General features: G+C 63.0%; 22 protein-coding genes. 19 read left to right on the top strand and 3 right to left on the bottom strand.

What is annotated here, in order from left to right; translation table 11 throughout:
* Window positions 1-56: 56 nt before the first annotated feature.
* From D5261_RS00525 to pncB, 17 genes are all read left to right on the top strand, one after another.
* Window positions 57-2,009 carry a GspE/PulE family protein gene (locus D5261_RS00525; protein WP_165863981.1) on the top strand — a complete coding sequence of 651 codons (1,953 nt, stop codon included), beginning with the start codon at window positions 57-59 and terminating at the stop codon, window positions 2,007-2,009.
* A 136-nt stretch (window positions 2,010-2,145) separates the two neighbouring features.
* Complete coding sequence (locus D5261_RS00520; protein WP_165863980.1) at window positions 2,146-2,799, top strand: thiamine phosphate synthase; 654 nt, start codon at window positions 2,146-2,148, stop codon at window positions 2,797-2,799.
* 111 nt (window positions 2,800-2,910) lie between these two features.
* Window positions 2,911-4,716 (top strand): phosphodiester glycosidase family protein, encoded by a 1,806-nt coding sequence (locus D5261_RS00515; RefSeq protein WP_119320008.1) that lies wholly within the window; start codon window positions 2,911-2,913, stop codon window positions 4,714-4,716.
* A 68-nt stretch (window positions 4,717-4,784) separates the two neighbouring features.
* Window positions 4,785-5,930 (top strand): alanine racemase, encoded by a 1,146-nt coding sequence (alr, locus tag D5261_RS00510; RefSeq protein ID WP_119320007.1) that lies wholly within the window; start codon window positions 4,785-4,787, stop codon window positions 5,928-5,930.
* Window positions 5,931-6,074: 144 nt separating this feature from the next.
* On the top strand, window positions 6,075-6,818 hold the full coding sequence (locus tag D5261_RS00505) for an RNA polymerase sigma factor (protein ID WP_119320006.1): 744 nt from the start codon (window positions 6,075-6,077) through the stop codon (window positions 6,816-6,818).
* The gene (locus D5261_RS00500) at window positions 6,787-7,086 is read left to right on the top strand and encodes a hypothetical protein (protein ID WP_125205830.1); all 300 of its coding nucleotides are present in this window, start codon (window positions 6,787-6,789) and stop codon (window positions 7,084-7,086) included. The genes D5261_RS00505 and D5261_RS00500 overlap by 32 nt, the downstream gene beginning before the upstream one ends.
* A 49-nt stretch (window positions 7,087-7,135) precedes the next feature.
* Complete coding sequence (locus D5261_RS00495) at window positions 7,136-8,053, top strand: PSP1 domain-containing protein (RefSeq protein ID WP_119320004.1); 918 nt, start codon at window positions 7,136-7,138, stop codon at window positions 8,051-8,053.
* Window positions 8,054-8,231: 178 nt separating this feature from the next.
* On the top strand, window positions 8,232-9,065 hold the full coding sequence (locus tag D5261_RS00490) for a tetratricopeptide repeat protein (protein ID WP_119320003.1): 834 nt from the start codon (window positions 8,232-8,234) through the stop codon (window positions 9,063-9,065).
* Window positions 9,066-9,085: 20 nt separating this feature from the next.
* Window positions 9,086-9,910: a dihydropteroate synthase gene (folP, locus tag D5261_RS00485; protein ID WP_119320287.1), complete on the top strand. Its 825-nt coding sequence runs from the start codon at window positions 9,086-9,088 to the stop codon at window positions 9,908-9,910.
* 42 nt (window positions 9,911-9,952) lie between these two features.
* Window positions 9,953-10,951 carry an arabinan endo-1,5-alpha-L-arabinosidase gene (locus tag D5261_RS00480; protein WP_119320002.1) on the top strand — a complete coding sequence of 333 codons (999 nt, stop codon included), beginning with the start codon at window positions 9,953-9,955 and terminating at the stop codon, window positions 10,949-10,951.
* Window positions 10,952-11,068: 117 nt separating this feature from the next.
* Complete coding sequence (locus D5261_RS00475) at window positions 11,069-11,737, top strand: NrtR DNA-binding winged helix domain-containing protein (RefSeq protein WP_119320001.1); 669 nt, start codon at window positions 11,069-11,071, stop codon at window positions 11,735-11,737.
* 269 nt (window positions 11,738-12,006) lie between these two features.
* Window positions 12,007-12,804, top strand: coding sequence for a cysteine hydrolase family protein (locus D5261_RS00470; RefSeq protein ID WP_119320000.1), 798 nt, complete (start codon window positions 12,007-12,009; stop codon window positions 12,802-12,804).
* A gap of 27 nt (window positions 12,805-12,831) precedes the next feature.
* The gene (locus D5261_RS00465; RefSeq protein ID WP_119319999.1) at window positions 12,832-13,575 is read left to right on the top strand and encodes a VWA domain-containing protein; all 744 of its coding nucleotides are present in this window, start codon (window positions 12,832-12,834) and stop codon (window positions 13,573-13,575) included.
* 26 nt (window positions 13,576-13,601) lie between these two features.
* Window positions 13,602-14,660 (top strand): ADP-ribosylglycohydrolase family protein, encoded by a 1,059-nt coding sequence (locus D5261_RS00460; RefSeq protein WP_119319998.1) that lies wholly within the window; start codon window positions 13,602-13,604, stop codon window positions 14,658-14,660.
* A 10-nt stretch (window positions 14,661-14,670) separates the two neighbouring features.
* On the top strand, window positions 14,671-16,338 hold the full coding sequence (locus tag D5261_RS00455) for a protein kinase family protein (RefSeq protein WP_119319997.1): 1,668 nt from the start codon (window positions 14,671-14,673) through the stop codon (window positions 16,336-16,338).
* The gene (locus D5261_RS00450) at window positions 16,339-16,788 is read left to right on the top strand and encodes a nucleoside 2-deoxyribosyltransferase domain-containing protein (protein WP_119319996.1); all 450 of its coding nucleotides are present in this window, start codon (window positions 16,339-16,341) and stop codon (window positions 16,786-16,788) included.
* Between the two features lie 2 nt (window positions 16,789-16,790).
* Window positions 16,791-17,948, top strand: a complete 1,158-nt coding sequence (gene pncB / locus D5261_RS00445; protein WP_119319995.1) for a nicotinate phosphoribosyltransferase — start codon at window positions 16,791-16,793, stop codon at window positions 17,946-17,948.
* Between the two features lie 288 nt (window positions 17,949-18,236).
* Here the strand turns inward: pncB and D5261_RS00440 are convergent, their stop codons facing one another.
* Together D5261_RS00440 and D5261_RS00435 are read right to left on the bottom strand one after the other, a co-directional pair.
* Window positions 18,237-19,268 carry a hypothetical protein gene (locus tag D5261_RS00440; RefSeq protein ID WP_119319994.1) on the bottom strand — a complete coding sequence of 344 codons (1,032 nt, stop codon included), beginning with the start codon at window positions 19,266-19,268 and terminating at the stop codon, window positions 18,237-18,239.
* Between the two features lie 99 nt (window positions 19,269-19,367).
* Window positions 19,368-20,198 (bottom strand): hypothetical protein, encoded by an 831-nt coding sequence (locus D5261_RS00435; protein ID WP_119319993.1) that lies wholly within the window; start codon window positions 20,196-20,198, stop codon window positions 19,368-19,370.
* A 104-nt stretch (window positions 20,199-20,302) separates the two neighbouring features.
* Between D5261_RS00435 and D5261_RS00430 the strand changes: the two genes are divergently transcribed.
* Window positions 20,303-21,298, top strand: a complete 996-nt coding sequence (locus D5261_RS00430) for an aldo/keto reductase (protein ID WP_119319992.1) — start codon at window positions 20,303-20,305, stop codon at window positions 21,296-21,298.
* Between the two features lie 153 nt (window positions 21,299-21,451).
* On the opposite strand, the gene D5261_RS00425 is transcribed toward D5261_RS00430, so the two are convergent.
* Window positions 21,452-23,617 carry a S53 family peptidase gene (locus tag D5261_RS00425; protein ID WP_165863979.1) on the bottom strand — a complete coding sequence of 722 codons (2,166 nt, stop codon included), beginning with the start codon at window positions 23,615-23,617 and terminating at the stop codon, window positions 21,452-21,454.
* A 292-nt stretch (window positions 23,618-23,909) separates the two neighbouring features.
* On the opposite strand from D5261_RS00425, the gene D5261_RS00420 reads away from it, so the two are divergent.
* Window positions 23,910-24,551, top strand: a complete 642-nt coding sequence (locus D5261_RS00420) for an endonuclease III domain-containing protein (RefSeq protein ID WP_119319990.1) — start codon at window positions 23,910-23,912, stop codon at window positions 24,549-24,551.
* Window positions 24,552-24,577: the final 26 nt, after the last annotated feature.

The raw sequence follows: 24,577 nt of genomic DNA, 5'->3' as shown, positions 1-24,577 counted from the left end.
CGCAATACTTGTATTGCGTTTTTCCATCTGGGTGCAAGTGATAAAGGATGGCGGACGTGGCTGATACATCGCAGTTTGAGGGAGCCGAGGAATTCGGCCAGTATTTGGTGGAGCAGAACCTGCTCACCGGCGCGCAGCGCGCGTCGGCGCAGGCGCTCCAGCGTCAGAATGGCGGGCCGTTTACCGACGCCCTGGTCAGCCTGGAAATGATGGGCGAAGAGCAGGTGACGCGCGCCCACGCTCAGTTCCTCGATATCCCCTACATCAATCTGAAAGAAACGACGATCGACCGCTCGGTGCTTTCGCTGATCGAGCCGGCCGTGGCGAAGCGATACGAGCTGCTTCCCATCGGACGCAAGGCCGACGGCACGCTGCGTCTCGCCGTCGCCGACTGGACCGATGAGATCATGAAAGCGGCCGCCAAGATCGGCGTTGCCCACCGCGTTCGCATCGCGCCCGCGCTCGCCACGGCGGAGCACGTTCGGGAAGAGATCGAGCGCAGCTATCAGCCGGCGCGCGTGCTGGTCGGCGCCGCCGCTGGGACTGTCGCCGGCGCGGCCGCCGGGCCGGATATCCGCAACAACAACGGCGGCGATCCGAATGCGCCCAAGCCGCCGATCGCGCCTCCGGGACAGCGCAGCGCCGTTCCCGCGTTGCTGCCGCCGTCCGCCGCCAACAGCCCCGCCCGATTCGCCACGCCGCCGGCGACCGCGCGCAAGCCGGGAGAGATGCTCAACCAGCCTGCCGGCGGCCGCACCGGCGTCCTGACGAGCAATCAGCCGGAAGGCCTGGAGGAAGCGGATGTCGATCAGCCGATGGTCATCCAGCTGGTCAACACCATCCTTTCCCGCGCGATCAAGGCGGGGGCCAGCGACATCCACTTCGAGCCGCGCCGGGACACGCTGGACATTCGCTATCGTATTGACGGCACGCTCCATCATGTGGACAGCATCCGCCGCGAGTTCCAGGCGGCGTGTACGTCGCGCGTCAAGATCATGGCGGACATGAACATCGCCGAGCGCCGCGTGCCGCAGGACGGCCGTATCGCGGTCACTCTGGACAACCGCGCGATCGACATGCGCGTTTCCTCGCTGCCGACTCAGTACGGCGAATCGGTCGTTCTTCGTATTCTGGACAAGGGCGGCCGCCGCCCAGGCCTGGATCAGCTCGGCTTCTCCGAGCGCAATCTCAAGCTGATGAACGGCCTGATCCGCAAGCCGCACGGGATCTTCCTCGCGACCGGCCCGACAGGATCCGGTAAGACGACGACCCTTTATAGCGCCATTCAGGCGATCCACACTCCGGAAGTCAACATCATCACGGTCGAAGACCCGATCGAGTACGATCTGGACGGCATCCGCCAGTCCAACGTGCATGAGAAGGCCGGTCTGACGATGGCGAAGCAGCTGCGCGCCATTCTTCGACAGGACCCGGACATTATCTATGTCGGCGAGATCCGCGACTCGGAAACGGCGGAGATTGCATTCCGGGCGGCGCTGACGGGCCACATGGTCTTCTCCACCCTGCACTGTAACGACGCCGCCGGCGCGGTCACGCGCCTGCTGAACATGGATGTCGATCCCTTCCTGGTGGCTTCGTCGGTTGTCGGCGTCATGGCCCAGCGTCTCGTCCGAAAGGTCTGTACGAACTGCGCGATCCCGACGAGCCCGGATCCGGAGATGATCAAATCGTTTGGTCTGAATCCCGAGGCTCCCGAGGTGAAGCGCGCAACGTTCGTGATTGGCCGCGGATGCGATGTCTGCGAAGGAACGGGATACAAGGGGCGATGCAGCATTCAGGAGATCATGGCGATGGACGATAACATCCGAAACATGGTGCTCGCGCGCATTCCATCCAACAAGATCCGCAAAGCGGCGATGGCGCGCGGCATGGTGTCCATGCGCGAAGACGCCGCGATCAAGATTATGCAGGGCGTCACGACCTTCGAGGAAGCAGCGAAGCGCGTGTTTATCGACGATACCGAGGAGATGCCTGAGATCTCCTTCTAGTCGTAAGCTTGCGTAAGGCGGCGTCGGCGGCAAATGATTTTTTGCCGCTGGGGCCGCCTTGCTTGTTGACCTCCCCGACGACAATGGGGGTACAATACCGATTGTGACAGATTTAACCGGACCAAGTTTGACCTTGGTGACTGATCGTAACCTGTACCGGCAATCCTCCGAAGGGGTGTCCGGCCCAATCTCCCTCATCGACGCGGCGATCCAGGGCGGAGTCGATATCGTCCAGCTGCGCGCGGTGGCGGGGGAGACGGACGACCTCGCGATCTACGCTGTCTCCCTCCACTTGCGCGAAATGACCGCCGGCAAGGCGCTCTTCGTTGTGACCGGCGACATCGAGCTGGCCGAGAAGTGTCATGCGGACGGCCTGATGCTGCGTGAGCATTCCTATCGCCCGTCGGAAGCGCGCAGTTATCTGCGCGGGGAGAACGTCAAGCTGGTCGGAGCGTTCGCCCGGTCGGTTGAGGAAGCGGCGCGCGCGGAGCGCGGCGGCGCGGATTACGTTCAGTTCGGCCCGGTCTTCCAGGCCGACGAAGCGCTGGAAGCGGACCACCCCGGTCTCGCGCTGCTGCGCAAGATCAAGGACGCCGTTCAGATCCGCGTGATCGGCTTCGGCGGCGTTCAAACTCCGGAGCAGGCGGCGGCTTGTATCGCCGCCGGAGCGGACGGCGTGGCGGTCACCGACGCCATTACCGGCGCCGCCGATCCGCAGAAGGCCGCCGCCGATCTGCGCGCCGCGCTGAGCGCCGCCTGGACCGAGCATCACGGCTCCGCCGAAGCGTAAAATTCCGTAAAAACTCTGTGTGTTAGGAACTTCACTTTTTGTTACATATAGCCGATAATAAACTTTATAGTGGTCTCTCGGTAAGCTTTTGAGGGTGGGGAGGAAACGGCTATGAAGTTCCAACGTCGCGCTGCATCCGTTGCTCTCTGTCTCTTGGCCGCCAGCAGCCTCTCCGCTGTGAGCGCTTCCGGCAAGAGCCAGTCCGCATCGGGCTCGCATCACCATAACACAAAACATAAATCCGCGCCGGCGCAGCCGGCGGCGGCCTCGCATAAGAGCGCGCACGCCAGGCGTCTCGCCGCCCAGCAGCAGGCAATCCATGCAAAGCAGCATGCGCTTCTCGCCCGGCAAAACGCGCTGCGCGCGAAGCAAAGCGCGCTTCACGCCAGGCGTCTGGCGGCCAAGCAAAAGGCCGCGTGGCGCGCGCATATCGCGAAGGTCCGCGAACTCAGTCCCAAAGAACGCCGCGCGCTGCGCCAGCACAACCAGCGCCTGGCCCAGCAGCAGGCGCTGCACGAACAGCATCTGGCGGCAATCGCGCAGCATAACCACCGGGCGGCCCTGATCGCGGCCCGCGCGCAGCGTCTGGCCGCGAAGAAACCGCATTCGCGCGAGGCGCGCGCCGCGAAGTCCGAGCATGCGCGCCGCCTGGCGGCGAAGCAGGCGGCGATGGACCATGCGGCCGCCGTGTCGCAGAGTTTGAAAGCGCGCCGGATGGCGGCCGCCCAGGCGGCGCAGCATCACAAATGGGCGATGCAGCAGAACCTGCACGACCGCCGCGCCGCCGCCGAGCAGGCCAATCACGACCGCAAAGCGCGCATTGCGCGCGCCGCGCATGAAAACGCCGTCCGTGCGGCGCAGACGCACGCTTCGAAAGCGCAGTCGGCGCACGACCGCCGCCTCGCCGCCATGCAGGCCGCGCACGACGCCCGTGTCGCCGCCGCGCAATCGGCGCACGATCGCCGCGTGGCCGCGATGCAGGCCGAGCATGACCGAAAGGTCGCGGCCTGGCGCGCGGCCTTTGAGAAGAAGCAGTCCGCGCACAATGCGCGTCTTCTGCGGGCTCAGGCGCTCCATCAGGCCCGACTCGCGGCGCACAACGCGCACATCGCCGCCCAGCGTTCGCACTATGTAGCGACGAACGGCGACGGCAGCGGCGGCCGCAGCATCAAGTTCTGGCAGACGAATGTGGCGAACGTGCCCGTGAAGGTCATTACGGTCGATTTGAACGATCCCAATGTCAAAGTGTCCGCCGTGATGGCGCGCAACGGCGATGGGACTTCGGAAGCCTTCCGGCAGATGATCGACCGGGCGAACCCGAACGTGGCTGTTACCGGGACGTTCTTCTCGCTGGACAACCTCAAGCCGGTCGGAGATATCGTGATCGGCGGCAGCCTGGTCCACTTTGGCGGCATGGGAACGGCGCTGTGCGTTACCCCCAACAACAAGGCGGACATGGTGAGCTGCACCTGGGGCCGGCATCACGACTGGAGCGCGTATGACTTCGTCTGCGCCTGCGGCCCGCGCCTGCTGCAAGGCAGCCGCATCGTGCTCGATCCCCGAGCCGAGCGCTTCCGCGACAAGCACATGCTTGCGCCCAACTCTCGGATCGCCGTCGGCATCACCTCCGGTAACAAGCTCGTGTTCGCGATGACCCGCGATTCGATCTATCTGGGACGTCTGGCCCGCGTCATGCGCGGTCTTGGCTGCTCGGAGGCGATGAACCTGGACGCCGGCACCAGCACGGGCTTTTACTACAATGGGACGACGCTCGCCCGGCCGGGCCGCAAGCTCACGAACATGATCGTGGTCTACGGCCGCAAGGAGCGCTACGAGCGCGCGCTGGATCAGCTGGTCCCGGCGCCGTACCGCCGCACGTCGGCTCCGCAGAAACCGTCCGTCCTCGCACGCAACTAATTCTTGCCTTGACGCCGCCGCGCACGCTTCCTAAAAAGCGTGCGCGGCGGCGTCTTCCGTAGATCCTCATGTCACTTTCACCACAGTCCCGCACCTGGGCCCAGATCGACGCCGATGCTCTCGCCCATAACCTCGCCAACCTTCAGGCGCTCTATACTCAGCCGTACGGCGCGCGCGTGATGGTGATCGTCAAAGCCAACGCCTACGGGCATGGCCTGGAGATTATCGTTCGCCAGGCGCATGCGCTCGGCGCGCGCGACTTCGGCGTCGCCACTACCCTGGAAGGCGTCGCCGCCCGGCAGATCGCCGGCGCGGACGCCCGGATCTATCTGCTCAGCCCCGTCACGCCGCACGAAGCCGATGCAATCGTCGCGTATGATCTCACCACCGTCGTCAGCAGTCGTGAGATGGGAGCGGCGCTGTCCAAAGCCGCCGAAGCGCAGGCAAAGACGGCTGAGGTCCATCTCGATATCGATACGGGGATGGGGCGTTCGGGCTTTACGACGGATGAAGCTTCGGATGCTCTCGCCGCGCTGAGATCTCTGCCGAATGTGCGTCTGACGGGGATCGCCACGCACTTCGCCAGCGCCGATGAAGACCCCGAGGACGCGCGCGCGCAGCTCGCCCTGTTCCAGTCCGCGCTCGCGGGGTTGGGGGAGCGCGCCCGGGGTCTGACGATCCATGCCAGCAATTCGCCGGCCGCCATGCTGCTGGGAGCCGCCGGCGCGTATCAGCTCGTGCGTCCCGGCCTGCTGCTCTACGGCGTCGAACCCGCGCCCGGCGTGTGGGCGCAGTCGTCGTATGAATGGCGTCCCGTGCTGTCCCTGAAGTCCCGCGTGATCCTCGTGCATCGCCTGCGCGCCGGCGACACGGTCTCCTATGGCAAGACCTACACCGTTCCCGATGGCGGCGGCGTTTACGCCACTGTCGGCGTCGGCTACGGCGACGGCTACTCCCGCCGCCACACCGCCGGCGGCTGCGTCCTGATCCACGGCCGCCGCGCGCCGATCCGCGGCAGGGTCTGCATGGATCAAATGGTCGTGGACGTTTCCAATATTCCCGATGTTCAGGCCGGCGACATCGCGACCATTGTCGGAGCGGACGGCCCCGAAATCCTCGCCGCCGGCGCCATGGCCGACGCTATCGGCGCGACGCCCCACGAGATCACCACCTGCCTGACATCGCGCGTGGCGCGGGTGGTGGTGAAGGGGTAGGGCGATGGTATTGGAGATCGATTCTGTCGGCGCGCGACTGATATCCGTTGTTGATAGATATAGACGACATCGGCTCCATTAGCCTCCTCTCATCTCGTAGTTGTATTTCCCCCTCCGCTATGGTATATTACTCAGGGGATACGCATGTTTTTGGCTCTGATCATGGCGTTGCCGCCCGGTGAAACGGGTGCGGCGGGGGAAAGCGATCGGGCGCTGGTGGAGGCGGCGAAGCGGGGTTCCGGCGATGCGTTCGCCGCTCTGCACAGCCGCTACTACGCGCGGATCTATCGGCTCGCCTACCTCAAAACCAATAACGCGAGCGATGCGGAAGATGTCGCTTCGGAAACCTTTCTGCGCGCGCTTTCCTCGCTGCCCAGGTTCCATTTTAAGGCCGGCATGCCGCAGGACGCCTCTCTTTACCCCTGGCTGCATCGTATCGCCACGAATTTGATTGTGGACTCCTGCCGGCAGCGGCCGCCATCGGGAACCGTGTCTCTGGATGCGCCGTTAGTGGAAGGGATGCGGGATTTGCTGGCGGACCGGACGCCCGCGCGCGGCGAGGCGAACTTGTCGCCGCAGGAAGTCGTGGAGCGGCATGAGGTCCAGCAATTGGTGCGCGCGGCGATCGCGACGCTGCCGGCGGACCAGAGCGAAGTGCTGATTTATCGGTTTTTGGGCGATCTGTCGCTGAAGGAGATCGCGCCGCTGATGGAGCGGTCCGAATCGGCGGTCAAGTCTCTGCTGCATCGCGCCGTGGTGGCGCTGCGCGGCGAGATCAGCCGGCGCCTGGACAGTGTGGAGAGACTGGAGACGGGGCGTGAGGAAGCGCGGCGGCGTGTCTCAGGGGTGATGCAACATGTCGGAAGAAGCACTGGCGAAACACATTGACGACCGCATGGCGCAGGGCGACCTCGCCCCCGCGCCGTCCGACCCGGAGACACAGTCGCTCGCGGGGTCCGTGCGGCTGGCCCAGGCGGCGCTTGTCACGCCCGAAGCGCCCGAACACGCCGAGCGCGCCTCTCGGGAGCGCGTGCTGTCACAGATGAATGGAGCCGGATTGTCGTCGCGCGCGCTTCATGACGATTCGCCGCATTCGGCTCCACAGGGATTTTGGGGAAAGCTCTTGCATCGGCTTCGCGGCGGCGACGGTCGCTGATTCGCGTTGTTCCCGGTTGCCACGGCTGATCCGTGAGTTAGGTTCTGTTATGCCCATCGTTGTGGGAGTGGCGTTCAAGCCCATCGGTAAAATTTTCTATTGCGATCCTTGCACCCTTACGCTGGAGGAGAACGACGCCGTCATCCTGGAAACGGAGCACGGTCTGGAATTCGGCTTCATCATGATGACGGAGCGCATGATCCCCGACAGTGAGGCCGCGGCGCCGCTGATGAAGATCGTGCGCGCGGCCCGGCCCGACGACTTTGAGCGCCGGGAGCGCAACGCGCGGCGTCAGGCGGAAGCCTTCGTCACCTGCAAGCAAAAGATCGCGCTGCTCAAGCTTCCGATGAAGCTGATCGAGTGTGAGTGGGCGTTCGACGGCGCCCAGGTCACGTTCCACTTCACGGCCGAGGGCCGCATCGACTTCCGGGAGCTGGTCCGCGAGATCGCCGCCGTGCTGCACACCCGCGTGCAGATGCATCAGGTCGGCCCGCGCGACCATGCGAAGATCGTCACCGGCATCGGCCCCTGCGGCCGCCCCACCTGCTGCTCCACTTTCCTGCGCGAGTTCGAGCCCGTCTCCATGAAGATGGCGAAGACGCAGAACCTTTCGCTCAACCCCGCCAAGTTCACCGGTCTGTGCGGCAAGCTGATGTGCTGCCTGCGCTACGAGCACAACATGCCCGAGACCGGCGCGCCGAAGCTGCCGGCCCCGGGCATGGTCGTGATGACGCCGATGGGGCGCGCCAAGGTCGAGGAAGTCAACGTCATTCAGCAGATGATCACAGTCCAGCTGGAGACCCAGAAGTTCATCGAAGTCCGGTTCAAGGACATCGGGGAAGTGCCGGGATGCGTCGATCATCGCGAAGGCGGCTGCGAAGACTGCGCCTCCAGCGGCGTACTCGCCGACTGCGAGGTCCCGACCCGCGACCGTGTCGCGACCGGCCCGATTTTACCGATGATTTGATCCGATTTTCCCCGTTCCGCGGCGGGAATCGGGACGCCTGCGCGCAAAATTATTAAGAAAATCAAACAATTCCGCTTTCGCTCGTGAGGATGTGTCAAGTCGGCGCAAAAACGGGTATCTTAATATTTAATGCGCTGTTTTTGAAATGATCGGGTGAGTGACAGAGGACATTTGAGTGATGAATACTACCGTCTTTGAAGATGCATCGGCTGGCGAGAGCCGCCGAATGCAGGCGCGCGCCCGGCGCCTGGCCAAGCGCGCCGAGACGCTTGCCAGCGAGGGACGTGTCGACGAGGCCATCGCCTGTCAGTCCGAAGTGGTGAATCTGCAGCCGGAAAACGCCATCGCCATGCTCAAGCTGGGCATTTTATTTCGTGAAGCGCGCCGGATCGATGCGGCGCTGACCGCGTTTCGCAAAGCCAGTTTTCTCAACCCCCATCACCGAGACTCCCGTGAAGCCCTGATCGATACCCTGCTCGAAACCGGACGTTTTCCCGAAGTGATCGCCGAAGCGAAAGCCCTGCTGTCCATGCTGCCGCGCAGCATCTTCGCGCGGGACGTGCTGAGCATCGCCTATCTTCAGGTCGGCCAGATCGAGAAGGCGCTGCATGTCACGGCGGAAATGGTTCGCCTCGACCCGTACAGTCCCAGCCACCACTACAAGCGCGCGTTACTTTTCCAGCAGCAAGGCAATGTTCCCGGCGCCGTTCGTGAGTTCTCCCGAGCGCGCGATCTGGCCGAAACCACCACGGACCTGTATGAGGAAGCCGAGGAGGCGCTGGAGGCGCTGGACGAGTTCCAGATGCGCCAGATTTTGCTGCTCGCCAGCGAAGATTGGCACTTCCAGCATCAGCTGCGCACCAACGCCGACGACGCCATCGCCGAGCGCGGCTACGCGCTGAGCGATGAGGGCCTGACCCGCATTCGCCACCTGACCGTGGAGCACTTCTCCGAGGTGGCTCAGGGGCAGGCGGACGCCTCCAATTGGGGCGGCGCTCGCTACTACAATTGAATCGCCTCCGGCAGATCGGCATGGGGACGCGCACCCTGGTGATGGGTGTGCTGAACGTCACCCCCGATTCCTTTTCGGATGGCGGTCAATACGCGGACCCCGCCGCCGCCGTCGCCCACGCGCGCCAGATGATCGCGGACGGCGCCGATATTCTCGATATCGGCGGCGAAAGCACCCGTCCCGCCACTTTCCGCGACTCCAGCCCCCTCAATCCCGAGGAAGAGCTGCGCCGCGTCCTTCCCGCCATCACCCAGATCGCTTCCGAATTCCCCGACGTTCTTTTGTCGATCGATACGTATAAGGCCGCCGTCGCCGAGGCCGCGCTGGACGCCGGCGCGTCGATCGTCAACGACATCAGCGCCCTGTCCTACGACCCGGAGATGGCGCCGTTGGTGGCCAGGCGAGGCGTCCCCGCGATTCTGATGCACCTGCCGGGCAAGCCGCGCGATGTGGCGAAGGCGCGGTACGGCGACATCCTGTCCGATATCGCCGCCTACTTCTTCGACCGTATCGCCGCCGTCCGCGCCCTGGGCGTATGGCCGGAGCAGCTGCTGATCGATCCTGGTCTGGGCTTTGGGAAGAATACCGAGCAGAATCTGGAGATCCTGCGCCGCCTGCGCGAGCTTCAGCTGATCGGCGCGCCGATGGTGATCGGCGCATCGCGCAAACGATTCATCGGCGCCGTGCTCGGTACAGAAGATCCGATGGACCGGCGCGAGGGCACGGCGGCGACGGTGGCGCTCAGCATCGCCGCCGGCGCGGATATCGTCCGCGTGCACGATGTCCGCGAAATGGCGCGCGTCGCCCGCATGTCCGACGCCATCGTGCGTCCATCCTCGGAATAACACACAACTCACCCAACCACAGGAGAAACTCTCGTGATCCGTATGTCCTCGCGCAGCGTCGACGCGCGCTCCGTCAAGAACCGATCTCTGGCGATCTTTGCGATCTGCGCCCTGCTGGCGCCGGGCGTGCTGCGCGCCGCCGAGACCGACTGCCTTGTCCGCGACCCTTCCACGATGGTGAAGCAGGACGGAACGTACTGGATCTACGGCACCGGTCGCGGCGTCCAGCAGTTTTCCTCCACGGACCGTCTGCATTGGACGGACCGTGGCCCCGTGTTCGCGGTGCGTCCCGCCTGGGTATCGGAGGCGGTCCCGGAGAATCGGCATAACAACGCCTGGGCGCCGGACATCCATTACTTCCACGGGCAGTATCATCTCTACTACTCTTACTCGTCGTTCGGCAGCCAAAGATCGGGGATCGGAGTGGCGACGAATAGCACGCTCGATCCCCGCGCCTGGGTTGATCGGGGCGTCGTCGTCCAGTCTCCCACCTCGCAGGGTTTCAATACGATCGATCCCTGCATCTTCGTCGATTTTCACGGCCAGCCCTGGCTGAGCTTCGGTTCGTACTTCAGCGGCATCTATGTCGTAAAGATCGATCCCGAATCCGGCAAGACGGCGGCCGGGGCCGTTCCCGTCAAGATCGCCACGCATCCCAGCCCGCCCTACGGGGACATCGAAGCGTCCGCCATCATTCCCCACGACGGCTGGTACTATCTGTTCGTGAATTGGGGATCCTGCTGCCAGGGCGAAAAAAGCACGTATAACATTCGCATGGGACGCTCCAAGAACGTCACCGGCCCCTTCCTCGACAAAGACGGCAAGGATCTGAAAGACGGCGGCGGGACGATCTTCCTGGACAACAAGAAATCAGATGGAAGCGAAGTTGGCCCAGGCCATGTCGGCGTGCTGTTCGACAAAGACGGCGACTGGCTGACCACGCATTATGAATGGGCCAAAGACAAAAGCGGCGCCACCACGGCAAACGTGGACAAATTAACCTGGGACCGCGACGGCTGGCCGCGCGTTGCCACGCCTTGATTTGGCAATGTTCGGACGGCGCCGGCGGGGGAAACCGCCGGCGCCGATCTGTGTACACCACTCCCGCCGCTTGACAATTCCCTCACTCTTCAGATAAGATCGTGTCTGGAGAACACCATGCCCGACCTCGATCCCGCGCTCGCCTACGATGTCACGCAGTTTGAACGGCCTTCCGTCACCGCCGACATCGTCATCTTCACCCTCCGTCATCGCACGCTTCAGGTCCTGCTGATTCAGCGCAAAGCCTGGCCGTTCGAGGGCCTGTGGGCGATCCCCGGCGGCTTCGTCCGCATGGAGGAAACCCTGGAGGCGGCCGCCGAGCGGGAACTGCGCGAAGAAACCGGCGTCACCGACGCCGCTCTGGAACAGCTGCGCGCCTACGGCGATCCCGGCCGCGACCCGCGCACGCGCGTCATCACCCTCGCCTTCACCGCGCTCATCCCCAGCGACCGCGTGATCCTGCGCGCCGACACCGACGCCGCCGACGCCAACTGGTTCCCCATCGACGACCTCCCGCTCCCGCTCGCCTTCGATCACATTAAGATTCTCGAAGACGCGCACAAATCGCTGCGCGCCAAAGTCGAAGCCGGCTACGTCGCGCGCGGCCTCCTCCCCGCCAAATTCACCCTCACCCAGCTTCAAGAAGTCTACGAAACCCTGATGGGCCGTGAACTCGACAAACGCAACTTCCGTAAATGGATTCTGTCCCTCGGCATTCTGTCCCAGACCACCGAAGAAGTACGCGGCGCACACCGCCCGGCGGCGCTGTATGAGTTTGCAGGATAGGGGCCCTCACCCGGCCCTTCGGGCCACCCTCTCCCAATTCTAGGAGAGGGTTAGGAGTAAGAGATTAAGATTTGGATCTTTGATCCAAAAGATCTTATGACTTTAAACTCTCACTCCCTCTGACTCCCCCTCTCCCAAAATTGGGAGAGGGGCCGGGGGGTGAGGGCCAATCTTTTTCTCGCACATCAAAAATAAGTGTTTGTTTTACACTATCTGTGGTATACTGCTCTTGTAAGTGTAAATTGAACACTATTAAAGGAGCAAAGGCAATGCAGGTAGAACTATTGATCATCGATCCGCAGATCGACTTCTGCGATCCCCAGCGCGGCAAACTTTATGTCAAAGGCGCGGAGCAGGATATTCACCGGCTCGCGCAAATGATCGACCGGGTGGGGACGAAGCTGGATGACATTCACGTCACGCTCGATTCGCACCACTATATCGATATCGCGCACCCGATCTTTTGGAAGGACAGCACCGGGGCGCATCCGGACCCATTCACGCTGATCAGTGTCGATGACGTGGAGAATGGGCGGTGGACGACCACGCAGCCGGGGATGTACCGGCGTGGACTGGATTACGTGAAGGCGCTGGCGGCGGATGGACGATATGCGCTGTGCATCTGGCCTTACCACTGTCTGATCGGGACCGAGGGACACGCGGTGATGCCCGAGCTTCAGGATGCGCTCGTTGGGTGGGAGAAGCGGTTTGCGATGGTGGATTATGTCACCAAGGGCAGCAATATCTTCACCGAGCACTATAGCGCCATTCAAGCCGAAGTTCCCGATCCGATGGACCCGAGCACGCAGATGAATACGGCGCTGATCCAGACGCTCTTGCAGGCGGACGTCATCGCTGTCGCCGGCGAGGCCGGGAGCCACTGTTTGGCGAACACGGTTCGCGATATCGCCAACGGCTTCGGCAGCGATGACGCGGTGAAGAAGCTGGTGCTTTTGACCGACGCGACCAGCCCGGTGACCGGGTTCGAAGCGTATCAGGACGATTTTATCAAAGAAATGACCGCGCGAGGGATGCAGCTCGCGACCACGCAGGATTTCCTGCGCTAGGATTTGCGCTTGGAAAGGAGCCCGAAAATGCCTGTGATCAATGACCTGACTTTCGAGATGAAGACGCTGCCGACGAGCCATTACGGCTACTCGGCCACCCGGATCGACAACCTTGGCGCGACGGAGTATACGCTGGTCTCCATCGTCGTGGACGCCAGCAGCAGCGTCGCCGGATTTCAAGTCGAGCTGGAGAAGACACTGAAAGGCATCGTGCAGGCCTGCCAGTACAGCCCGCGCGCCGATAATCTTTTGCTGCGGCTTGTGGAGTTCAGCGGCGACGTCCGCGAACTGCACGGCTTCAAAATGCTGGAGTGCTGCCGTCCGGCGGACTACGAGAAGGTTTTGCATGTCGGCGGCAGCACCTCGCTTTACGACGCGGCGGAGAACGCCATCAGCGCCACGGTCGACTACGGCAAGCAGCTGGGTGTGGGCGGGTTTTCGGCCAACGCGATCTTGTTCGTGATCACCGACGGCGGCGACAACACCTCCAAGCATACCGCGCAGGGCGTGCGCGATGCGATGGCGCGGGCGGTCTCCGACGAATATGTCGAAATGGCGCTCTCGGTGCTGATCGGCGTCAACGTCCGCGACAAGCAAGTCAGTCAGGATCTGCAGCGGGCCTATCAAGACGGCGGCTTCAGTCAGTATATCGAGATGGCGAGCGCCAACGCGCAGACATTGGCGACGCTCGCGGAGTTCGTCTCGCGCAGCATCAGCATGCAGTCCCAGGCGCTCGGCTCGGGCGTCGCGCCGGCGCCGCTCAAGTTCTGAGGCGGCCTGGGCGCGAGGAGAGTTCGATGGGGTCGAGAGAAGAAGCGATTACGGGGTGCTTATTGGGAACGGCGGCGGGCGACGCGCTGGGATTGGCCGCCGAAGGGCTGTCTTATCCAAGGCAGCGCAAACTGTTCCCAAATCTGGACCGTCCGCGCCTGCTGCCCGGCGGGCGCGGCATGGTCTCCGATGACACCGAGCACGCATGCCTGCTGGCGCAAAGCCTCATCGAGTCGGCGGGCGACGCCGCACTCTTCCAGCGCCGTTTCGCCCGTCGCCTGCGGATCTGGTTTTTGGGACTGCCGGCGGGGATCGGTCTCGCCACACTGCGCGCCTGCCTCAAGCTGCTTGCCGGAGTCCCGCCGGAACGCAGCGGCGTCCGCTCCGCCGGCAACGGTCCCGCGATGCGCAGCGCATTGCTCGGCGTCTGCTATGGCGACCACCCCGAGCAGATGCGTCGGCTGGTTCAAGCCTCCACGCGCATCACGCACACCGACCCCAAAGCCGAGGCCGGTGCGATGGCGGTGGCGGTCGCCGCTTATCTCTCGTCGCGGCGATTGCCGGCAGATGAGATTGTCTCTGAATTCCGAGAGCATCTGCACGAGTTGGTCGACGAGCCGGAAACGCTTCGAGTCTTGGATGCGGCGATTGCCAGCGTGCAACGATCCGAGAGCGTGACGGACTTCGCCGCCGGCATTGGCGCGGCGGGATATGTGCGCGGCTATATCCTGCAAACGGTCCCGGTCGCCATTCACTGCTGGCTCAGCAGCCCGGCAGACTTTGAAAAAGCGGTTCGATCCGTCATCGCCTGCGGCGGCGACACGGACACCACGGCGGCGATCGTCGGCGCAATGGTCGGCGCCGGCGGCGCGTCGATCCCCTCCGAGTGGCTGGATGGGATCTGCGAAAAACCATGCAGCATTGCCTGGATGCGGCGGCTCGCGACGCAATTGTCTCAGGTCTGCGAGACCGGTCAGCCGGAGCGCCCCGTCGATTCGCTATTCGCCCTGCGCTTCGCGCGCAATTTTTGTTTTGCCCTCGTCGTCTTGGCGCATGGGCTGCGGCGGCTGGCGCCGCCGTATTGAGGAAGCTACAATGGATGTCTATTTAGAAGGCAAGCAGAAGATCACGCTCACGCAGGCGGATTTCAAGGCGCAGGGTGGGGAAGGCGCGGTGTATGTCAAGGGCGCGACTGCGTACAAAGTCTACAATTCGGCGGGCAGCGTTGTTCCCGAGGGTAAGGTGCGGGCGCTGTCGGTGCTGAACCTGCCGGAGATCCTGCGGCCGGAGGCGATGCTGACGGATAAGAACCGCGACCCCATTGGCTATGCGATGCGCGCGGCGCCGAAAGGGTATCCGTTGTGTCAGATTTTTCCGCGCGCCTTTCGGGATCGCAAGGGCCTGACGCCGGATGCGGCGCTGGAGCTGGTGCGGCGTTTACAGGCGGGTGTCCAGCACGTCCACGAGCAGGGCCTGCTGATCGTCGATCTGAACGAGATGAACTTCGTGGTGGATGAGACGCTGGACAATCTGTACTTTATCGATGTCGATAGCTATCAGGCGCCCGGGTTTCCGGCGACTGCCCTGATGGACAGCGTTCGAGATCGCCATGCGCGCGGCTTTAGCGAAGCGACGGACTGGTTTGCCTTCGCGGTGGTCTCGTTTCAGATCTTTGCCGGCATCCATCCCTACCGGGGCAAGCATCCGCAATGGAAGACGTTGGAGGAGCGCATGCTGCGCAACGTCTCCGTTTTGAACCCGGACGTGAGCGTGCCCGGCGCGTGTTTGTCGTTCGATGTTATCCCGAGCGCCTATCGCGATTGGTATCAGTCCGTGCTCGATGGCGGGCAGCGCATTGCGCCGCCGCAAGGCGCCTACGGCGCCATTTCTTTCGCGCCGCGCATGGCGGCGGCGCCGACCAGCGCGAGCTTTGAGATCGAAGAGATGCGCGACTACGGCGCCGATATCGTGGACTTCGTCAACGGCCTGGTGATCACGGCGCAAGGCGTCGTGATCGGCGGCGCCACGGTGCTGGGACCTGATGTGAAGATCGGAATCGCGCCGGGCGGGACACAGGCGGTGGCGGCGTGGCCGGAGAACGGGTATATTCGTTTTTACGACTTACAAAGAGACCGGCCGCTGGAGACGCGCCTTGCCGGCGACAGCGTGATGTCCAGCGGCGGGCGTCTGTATTTTCAGCAAGGGGGATCGCTGCTCGAAGTCGATCTGGTGGCGCTGCCGCTCGTGACGCTGGCGAGCGCGCGGCCGGTCGCGAACGTCATGCCGCAGGCGACCCAGCTCTTCGAAGGCGTCGCCGTGCAGGATGTCCTCGGCGCATGTTATGTGTCCGTGCTGCCCAGACGCGGCGAGAGCCGGCAGGTGCGTTTGGCGGAGCTGGACGGCGCGCGGATCGTCAGCGCGTCGTACAAAGACCGCGTGCTGATCGTGATCGCCGCCCGAGACGGACGTTACGACCAGTACATCATCCGCTTCGCCACGGATTTCCGGCGCTACGACCTGCGCCGCCGGGAAGATGTCGCAAGCGCGGAGATCAACTTCGTCGTGCTGGACAGCGGCGTGTGCCTGCTTCTCGACGACCATGGCGCTCTGGAGATCTTCGCGCGAGATCTCGATTCGACTCAATACCAGCGCTGCGAGGAGACGGGATTGGACGGCGACTGCATCCTCCTAAAAAACGGGACGCAGGCGCTGTTCGCGCGCGGCGCGAAGCTGTTCAAGTTCGGCATGCGGGAGGAGAATTGAATGGCGCGCCTGACCAATACGCCGGACCGGTTTTCCGGGGATGGCGCGGCGCTGTTCCTGGCGGGCGGTGTCACGGGATGCCCGGACTGGCAGTCGGCGATGATCGGATTTCTGTCCGGGACGCCGTGGACACTGCTCAATCCGCGCCATCCGCGCTACTTCGAGGATCCCGATTGGTCGGCCGAGCAGCAGATTTCATGGGAGTTCGATCATCTGAGGCTCGCCGAGGCCATACTCTTCTGGTTTCCCTGCGAGACCGTTTGCCCCATCTCACTGTTTGAGCTGGGCGCGTGGTCGATGGCCGGCAAGCCGATCTTTGTCGGCGTCCACCCGGATTACTCTCGCCGGAAGGACATCGAGGAGCAGATGCGCCTCCTGCGCCCGGAGCTGACCGTCGTTCTGAGTTTGCAAGAACTGGCCGCGCAGGCGTCGGATTTTTTGGAAAAATAACTATGATCATCGAATCGTTACTGGATACGGACCTTTATAAGTTCACGATGCAGCAAGTCGTGTTCCATCGGTTTCCACAGGCGACAGCGGAGTATGAGTTTCGACTGCGCAGTCAGGGAATCGATCTTCGCCCGTACGCCGACGAGATCAAGGCCGAAATCGCCCATCTGTGCGATCTTCGGCTCAATGACGAGGAGATCGCCTATCTTCAAAGCATTCGCTATCTGCATCCCAGCTATGTGGAGGCCCTGGAGCGTTTTGAACTCGATCCTCAGGCCGTGAGCATCACGACTGACGGAGAGTTTGCGATCACGGTCAAAGGCAACTGGTTCCAGACGATTCTCTTTGAAGTGCCATTGCTGTCGATTGTCAACGAAGTTTATTTTCGCAATACGCAGCCGATGACGGAGGCGCTGCGCGCTGAAGGCCGCCGCCGCCTGGATGAAAAATGTCGATGGATCGCCGAGGCGCGCCTGCCGCGCTTCAATCTCATCGAGTTCGGCACGCGCCGCCGCTACAGCCGTGACTGGCAGGGCGAGGTGATTTCGGAGCTGAAATCGCGCCTCCCGGACACGCTGATGGGAACAAGCAACGTCCACTTCGCGCGCACGCACGGCCTCCGTCCCTTCGGCACGATGGCGCACGAGATTTTGCAGGCCTGCCAGGCGTTCGCTCCGCTGGCGGAGTTTCAGAAGTTCGCGCTGGAAACCTGGATGCAGGAGTATCGCGGCGACCTTGGCATTGCCCTTTCCGATGTCGTCGGCATGGACGCCTTCCTGAACGATTTCGACCGCCTGTTCAGCAAAGCCTACGACGGCGCGCGCCACGACTCCGGCGACCCTTATGAATGGGGCGAAAAGCTGATCCGCCACTACACCAAGTACGGCGTCGACCCCCGAACCAAAGCCGCCGTCTTCAGCGACGGCCTGACCATCCCCAAAGCCCTCGACCTCGCGCGCCATTTCCAGGGCCGCATCCTCACCTCCTTCGGCGTCGGCACGAACTTGACGAACGACCTGGGTGTTGAGCCACTCCAGATCGTGATCAAAATGACGCGCTGCAACGGCCGCCCGGTGGCGAAGCTGAGCGACAGTCCGGGCAAGACGATCTGCAAGGATCAGGTGTATTTGGATTATTTGCGGGGGGTGTTTGGGGTGTGAGGTTAATCCCTATTCCCCCGGCGCTAAAGCGCTTTCCCCCTTTTTCCCAACAAGCCGCTTCGCGGGGGAAAAGGGGAGCCACTCATTAAGTTCCATTCACTCTCGACAAGTAGCAATTAGACGGAAAGAGTGTTTGACGTTCGCAATATCAACTCCTCACGGTTATGTGACGCGTGAATGGACGGTAGTTATCAGCACCCCTTTTCCCCTGCGAAGCAGCTTGTTGGGAAAAAGGTAGAAAGCGCTTTAGCGCCGGGGGAATAGGGATTAAAGCGGCGAGGAATTACCTCACTCCCCGCCATTCACCAGTCCCGCCAGCGACTGCACGCCTTCTTTCACCACCGGTGCAAGCTCCACGGCCGTGTCGGCGATGCCGCCGCTGACGGCGCTGGCGAGGTCCTGCGCGGGGCCGGGCGGCAGCATTTGCTGGAGGACGGCGGCGAGGGCCTGGGTGGCGAGGGTGGAGGTGATGTCGCTGCCGCCGGTGAGCAGCAGGCTCTGGATGAGCGGGAGGTTATCGGCGAACGCGGCCTGCACCAGATCGTTGGTGTGGGCGCTGGCGCTTGGGTCTTTGGAGGGATTGATCAGGGCGTTCGCGAGGCTGGCGTCGCCGCGCACGGCGTTCGCGATCAGAGCGAGCATATTCGTGCGGCTGGCGCCGCCGCTGGCTTGCTGGGCGAGCAGATCCTGGAGCATCGCGGGGTTATTGCGCGCGGCGGTCGCGAGCAGGGCGGACCAGCCGCTCTGGCCGCCGAGATCGAGCGCGCTGCCTTGGGCGGCCTGCGCCAACGCCTGACGGGCCATGGGGGCCGCCGCGCCGAGGGCGCGGGCCAGGAACTGATCCTGGGTGTCACGCTGGGCCTGACGCTCGGCGCTCAGCGCCCACGATTTGGCGCCGCGCGCCAGAGTCTGCGTCCCCGTGTCGCTGAGCTTTCGGGAAAGACTGCCGCCGAGGTCGGAAGCGCCGCGCACGGCGGCTCCGGCGGCGCGTCCGCCGGTTTTGATCAGACTGCGCGTTCCATGGCCGAAGAACCGTCCGAAGCGGCTGCCGAAGAGCTGGCCCACGCCCTTGCCGACGACATTGCCCGCTGTGTTCGCGACCACTCCCATGGTGCCCTCGCCGGTTTTGACGGCGAGATTATTGGGCGTCTTGCGAAGATCCTCGACCTTCCGGCCGAGCGCGACAGCGTCCGATGCGGTTTGGGCGGCCTGCGCCACATGCCGGCGGTCGTCGAGGGATTGCGCCTGGGCGGCGCCGTGCGCGCACAGGAGCGCCGCGGCGCCAAGCGCCGTCCAATATCGCCGTTGTGATCTCGTCATCGCCAATCCCCCGCCGCCGTCCCTATTTCTGCCGTCATTATCGGAACATCTGGCGAATTTTATCATGGTTTGGAGGGAATAGCAAGGGAACGGAACGCCTTACGATTTATTCTCCGCGATGGCCGGCGTAATGAAGACCAGCAGCTCGGCGTCCGAGGCGCGGTTTCCGGAGCGCGCCAGGTTTCCAATCACGACCGGCTGCCCGCTCTGGACCTTCCCGATCAGCTTTGTTTCCTGTGTTTCTTCTTTTTGTGCGCTGCCGGCGGAGCGTGTCGTGACGACCGGGCGCAGGAACAGCGTGACCGAATTGTCTTCGTTGACGCGCGGCGTGATAAAGAACGCGCAGCCGGCGAGCAGCGGCAGCTTCGGCGCCGAGCCTACGCTGGCGGACACTTCCGTGTTGTTCACCGCCGTCACCGTGGAGGTTTTGAGGGATCCGCCGGACTTCGCCAGCGCCGTCTGAAGCTTCGCGACGGCGGGGCCGGACGCCTGCTGAATGCGCGTGTCTACACCGGCCATGATCGTCGGCGCCGCCTTTTTGTCGGGCGCCGGCCCCAGCAGCGCGAAGGAAACGCCGGACGCCGTGACGTCCCAGCTCTTCGCGCTCACAAACTGCACCCGTAGCGCCACCTTGCGGACGGGGACATCCACGAACGGCGCAATCTCCTGAACGCGCGCGAATCCCGCGTCCGTCCCCACCACCACCAGCGACGAGCCGGACGCCGTGATGCTGGCGACGCCTTCCGGCAGGTTCTCGGGCTTGGACCAATGCATCGTGTCGATGACGCTCTGCGGCGGAGCCGCGTGCAGCGCCAGTTCGTGTTTGGAAGCGCCGGCGGGGTCGGCGTGGGCAGCGCAAATGGAAAAGATCCATAGGGCGGGAAGAACGGTCATCGGCCATCGGTGAAGGCCGGCGATACGGTGAGGCATGAATTTCAGTATACTGAGAGCCCCCGCCACTGTCAAGCGCGGAAAGAAACGGGTATCATCGCACTCGGATAGCCATCTTATCGACAAAAGGAAACCAAGACTTTATGGCGCAGGAATTTGCAAGCGATCGTTACGACACGATGCTTTATCGCCGGTGCGGGCGCAGTGGTTTGAAGCTTTCGGCGATCTCGCTGGGCGCATGGGAGACCTACGGCGGTTACCGGGGCGAGGACATCGCCCGCGAGTGTTTCTTCAAGGCGTTCGACCTGGGGATCACCCACTTCGACCTCGCGAACAACTACGGGACCCCGCCGGGAAACGCCGAGATCGTCTGCGGCAAGATCGTCAAGGAGATGCCCCGCGACGAGCTGATCATCTCCAGCAAAGCCGGCTACACGATGTGGCCTGGCCCTTACGGCGACTGGGGCTCGCGCAAGTACATCATCGCGAGCTGCGACCAGTCGCTCAAGCGCATGGGGCTGGAGTACTTCGATATCTTCTATCACCACCGACCCGATCCCGACACGCCGCTGGAGGAGTCTCTGGGCGCGCTTGACACGCTCGTGAAGCAGGGGAAGGCGATCTACGCCGGAGTCAGCAACTACGGCGGCGCGCACTTCGCCGACGCCGTGCGCGTGGCGGACCGCAAGAACTACGCGCCGATCACCATCCATCAGCCATACTACAACATGCTGGGCCGAGGAGTCGAGTGGGATCTGCTCCCGCAGACCGAGCGCGCCGGAACCGGCGTCATCCCGTTCTGCCCGCTGGCCTCGGGTCTGCTCACCGACAAATACCTGAACGGCATCCCCGAAGGCAGCCGCGCGACCGACCGCTGGGGTGAGGATTGGGTGAAGAACAACCTGTCGCCCGAGCGCCTCGCGATGCTGCGCGAATTGAACGATATCGCCAAAGAGCGCGGCCAGACCCTCGCGCAGATGTCCCTCGCCTGGCTGCTGCGCCTGCCCGCGATTACGAGCGCCCTGATCGGCGCCTCCAGCGCGAAGCAGATCGAGGAAAACGTCGCGGCCCTCAAGAACCTGGAGTTCAGCGAGGAAGAACTGGCGAAGATCGACAAGCTTACCAAGACCGCGCCGTAGGGATACCTTCGACTTCATGGCTCATGTAGGTTTAAGAAGCGCGATGCGCCAGAATGGCCGGCGACGTCAGTCGCCGGCCATTCTTAATCGTCGCAAGGATTTTGCGCGATTGAGTCGTCAAAATGCCTCATACATAGGCCGATTGGCGCCAGTCTAATGACTGGGTCGATAGAAGCCCCACTTGACCGACCCCGAGAGGGGATCGCCGAAGGTGGCGTTATTGAAGGTGATGGTTCCGGTAAACTGATGCCGGTAGAAGTAGTGTCCGTTGGCGCCGTAGGCAAGGTCCGTGGGGGATGAGAACGTGACGGCGCCGTTCTCCCCGGCGCAGAGCATGTAGGGCATGTAGTAACCGGACTTCGCGACGTTTGCAATCGGATCGCCTCCCCAGGCCGCGTTCGTGAACGTCACCGGTCCGGAGACGCCCCAGTTGAAGAAGTAATGCCCGCTGGCTCCGTAAGCCGCTTCGATGGGCTGATAGAAGGTGGCGGAGTTCCCTTCGGATACGCTCTTCGCGAACGGCTTGGAGTAACCGGCTTTGGCGACGCCAAAGATCGGATCGCCGCCAAACGTCGTGTTATTGAACGTGAAGCTGCCGCTGACGGCGTATTTGTAAAAGAAGCTGCTGTTGGCGCCGTACGCGACATCGACCGGCGCGCTGAACGACACGGTCTGATTTTCATTCGCGGCAAAGCTGTAATTGGCGACGCCCGCGAGCGAATCGATGAGCGGCTGGCCTTTGGGAGATCCCCATCCCGTCACGAGGTCGTAACCCGCGACCGCCGGCTTGCCGTTATTTCCCGTCGTGATGTCAGAGAAATACGTGCTGTAATTCGCTCCTTTTCCGAGCGCGTAGACGGCGGGGTTGATGAACCCGGCAGTCCCCAGCCCGTGCTGCGCCGCCTGCTGGTTGACCAGCGCCATAAATCCGGCCCACAGCGGCGACGCCGCGCTGGTGCCGAGCACGCCTCCGCTCGCCCCGTTGCTCCAAGTGGCCCAGATATTGGTGGCGACCATGGAGACATCCGGGCAGTTGCGCTGGGTGGTGGAGCCGCCGTTGGCGGTCATGCTGATCCCCTGCTGCCAGCTTGGAATGGCGAAGTTCGGGCTGATATAGCCGCCGCTGCCGCTCCAGCCGTCTTCCGAAGACCAGGTCCCGCCGCCGCTCGCCGTCGAGAGGTTCGTGCCGCCGACACTGGTCATATAGGCGTTGTCGTCCCAGCCGAACGGCGACGCCGAATAGCCGCTGTCGCCGGAGGCGTTGAACACCGACTGTCCCTGCGCCGCCATCTGCTGCAAAATCTGATTGAGAGTTGAAGGCGGAGGGCTGACGCTCCAGGACGAGCTCACCTGCTTGGCGATGTTGTCCGAGGCGATCCGGTTCCAGATGTCCGCCGCGTTGCTTCCCGTGTAGAACAAGATATTGGCGCCTGGCGCCATGGAGTGCTCCATCTCGATGTCGAGGGACTGTTCGAGCGTGTTGTCTCCGGACGCCGGCGAGCCGGAAACACCGTCGAGCAGCACCTCCGTCACGTTTGCGGGCGGCAGCCCGGTCTGCGTGCAATAAGTGGCGATGTCACTGGGGAAGTAGCTGCCGAACTGAAACAAGGCGATGGTCTGTCCCGCTCCATCCAGGGTGACCTTGGGGCAGTAGGCCGCGCGGAAGTCGTAGGCGACGAACTGGCCGCTCGGACCGGACCCCGCATTCGACTGCATCACCGCCGGGGCGATGTGCGCGTTGGAATGCGGAGGCTCAAAATTATCGAGACCGGTCACTCCCAGGATCGGAACGGCCTGATCCAGCGCTGGCTCGGCGTCGGGGCCGAAAAACGTCCGGTCCTCCGTGGGGTGCTGATACACGAGCATATGGACGTGAAAGGTCCGTTCGACGCTGGCGATCGGTCCTCGGACATCCACGACCATACGGTTGCCGTACGTTGCATTGACGGTAAATCCATGAGCCTTCAGATAATCGATGACGGCGCCGTACTGCGCCTCCGTCGGCGCGAACGTTTTGTTGAATTCCTCGGTGGTCAGATAGTGGTGATAATTGGGGCTCTGCGGGTCGTAGATCTGCTGGAGCAGGGAAGTGAGCGCGCTTTGGTTTTGCACCGGGAGGGAAACGGCGAGGTCAAGCGGCGTACTTTGCGCCATGTGTCCGAGGGCCTGTGAGCGGATGACTCCCGGGTGAATGCTCGGGCCGCCGCGCAGCGTGAACAGCGACTGGGCCTGACCGGGCAGCGGGCTGACAAACGGCAGGAGGACACAGGCGCCGATCACGGCCTGCATTTTCAGAAACGGTCTGACGCGCGACTTCATAAGATCCTTCTCCTTCTCGTGATGAGTGTGAACTTCCAAGCGAAATACTTCCGTGCAGCTCCTTTCTGAAATTGGCTTCATCTGTATTGCGATGAATGCAAAGAGATTTAACAAATTGATCGTGCTCTTGGCCGCCTCCCTTGAATATCGCGCTAAGTCTATCATAGTTTGGAGCGTGTGTCAACGGTTTTTCAATCCATAGTAAATCCATTTGACTAAAAGAAATCCAAGAAGGGATTCCGGAAGATGGGGAAAGACGTGAGATGAACGTCTTGTCCGGGTATAGGTATGCATGTCCACTGAAAATATCCGAACCGTGATGGAGATCCTCGCGGCCACCTACCATGGACGAGGCTCTGTTGAGCTGGGCGATCCGTACAAAGTCCTCACCGCCACCGTCATTTCGCAGCGCACGCGCGAGGAGCAGACGACCGCCGTCTCCAATCGCGTCTTCGCCCGCTATCCCGATATTCCGTCACTGGCCGATGCCGACGAATCGGAGTTATTCCCGCTGCTCAACGGCAGCCAGTATCCCGAAGCCAAAGCCCCGCGTCTGATCGCGATGGCGAAGATCCTGCGCGACAAGCACGACGGCAAAGTCCCCAACGATATCGACGCCCTGCTTGAGCTGCCCGGAGTCGGCCGCAAGACCGCCAACTGCGTCCTGATCTACGCCTTCGAGCGTGAAGCGCTCTGCGTCGATATCCACTGTCATCGGATTTCGAACCGGCTGGGATGGGTGAAGACGCAAACGCCCGATCAGACGGAGAAGGCGCTGGAGAAGGTGATGCCGCGCGATCTGTGGGCGGGGAGCAATCGGCTCTTTTTGCAGCACGGCCGCGCGATCTGTCTGCCGAGTATCCCCAAGTGCTCGGAATGCCCGGTGCGCGAGTGGTGTGAGTACGGGCAGGACCCCGCGACGCCCAAGCGATGATGGGGCGCCGCCGTTAGAAAAAAGAT

This window comes from Capsulimonas corticalis (assembly GCF_003574315.2).
Classification (GTDB): domain Bacteria; phylum Armatimonadota; class Armatimonadia; order Armatimonadales; family Capsulimonadaceae; genus Capsulimonas; species Capsulimonas corticalis.
Note: the sequence above shows the minus strand (reverse complement) of the source record. Positions and strands in the feature narration are given on the sequence as shown.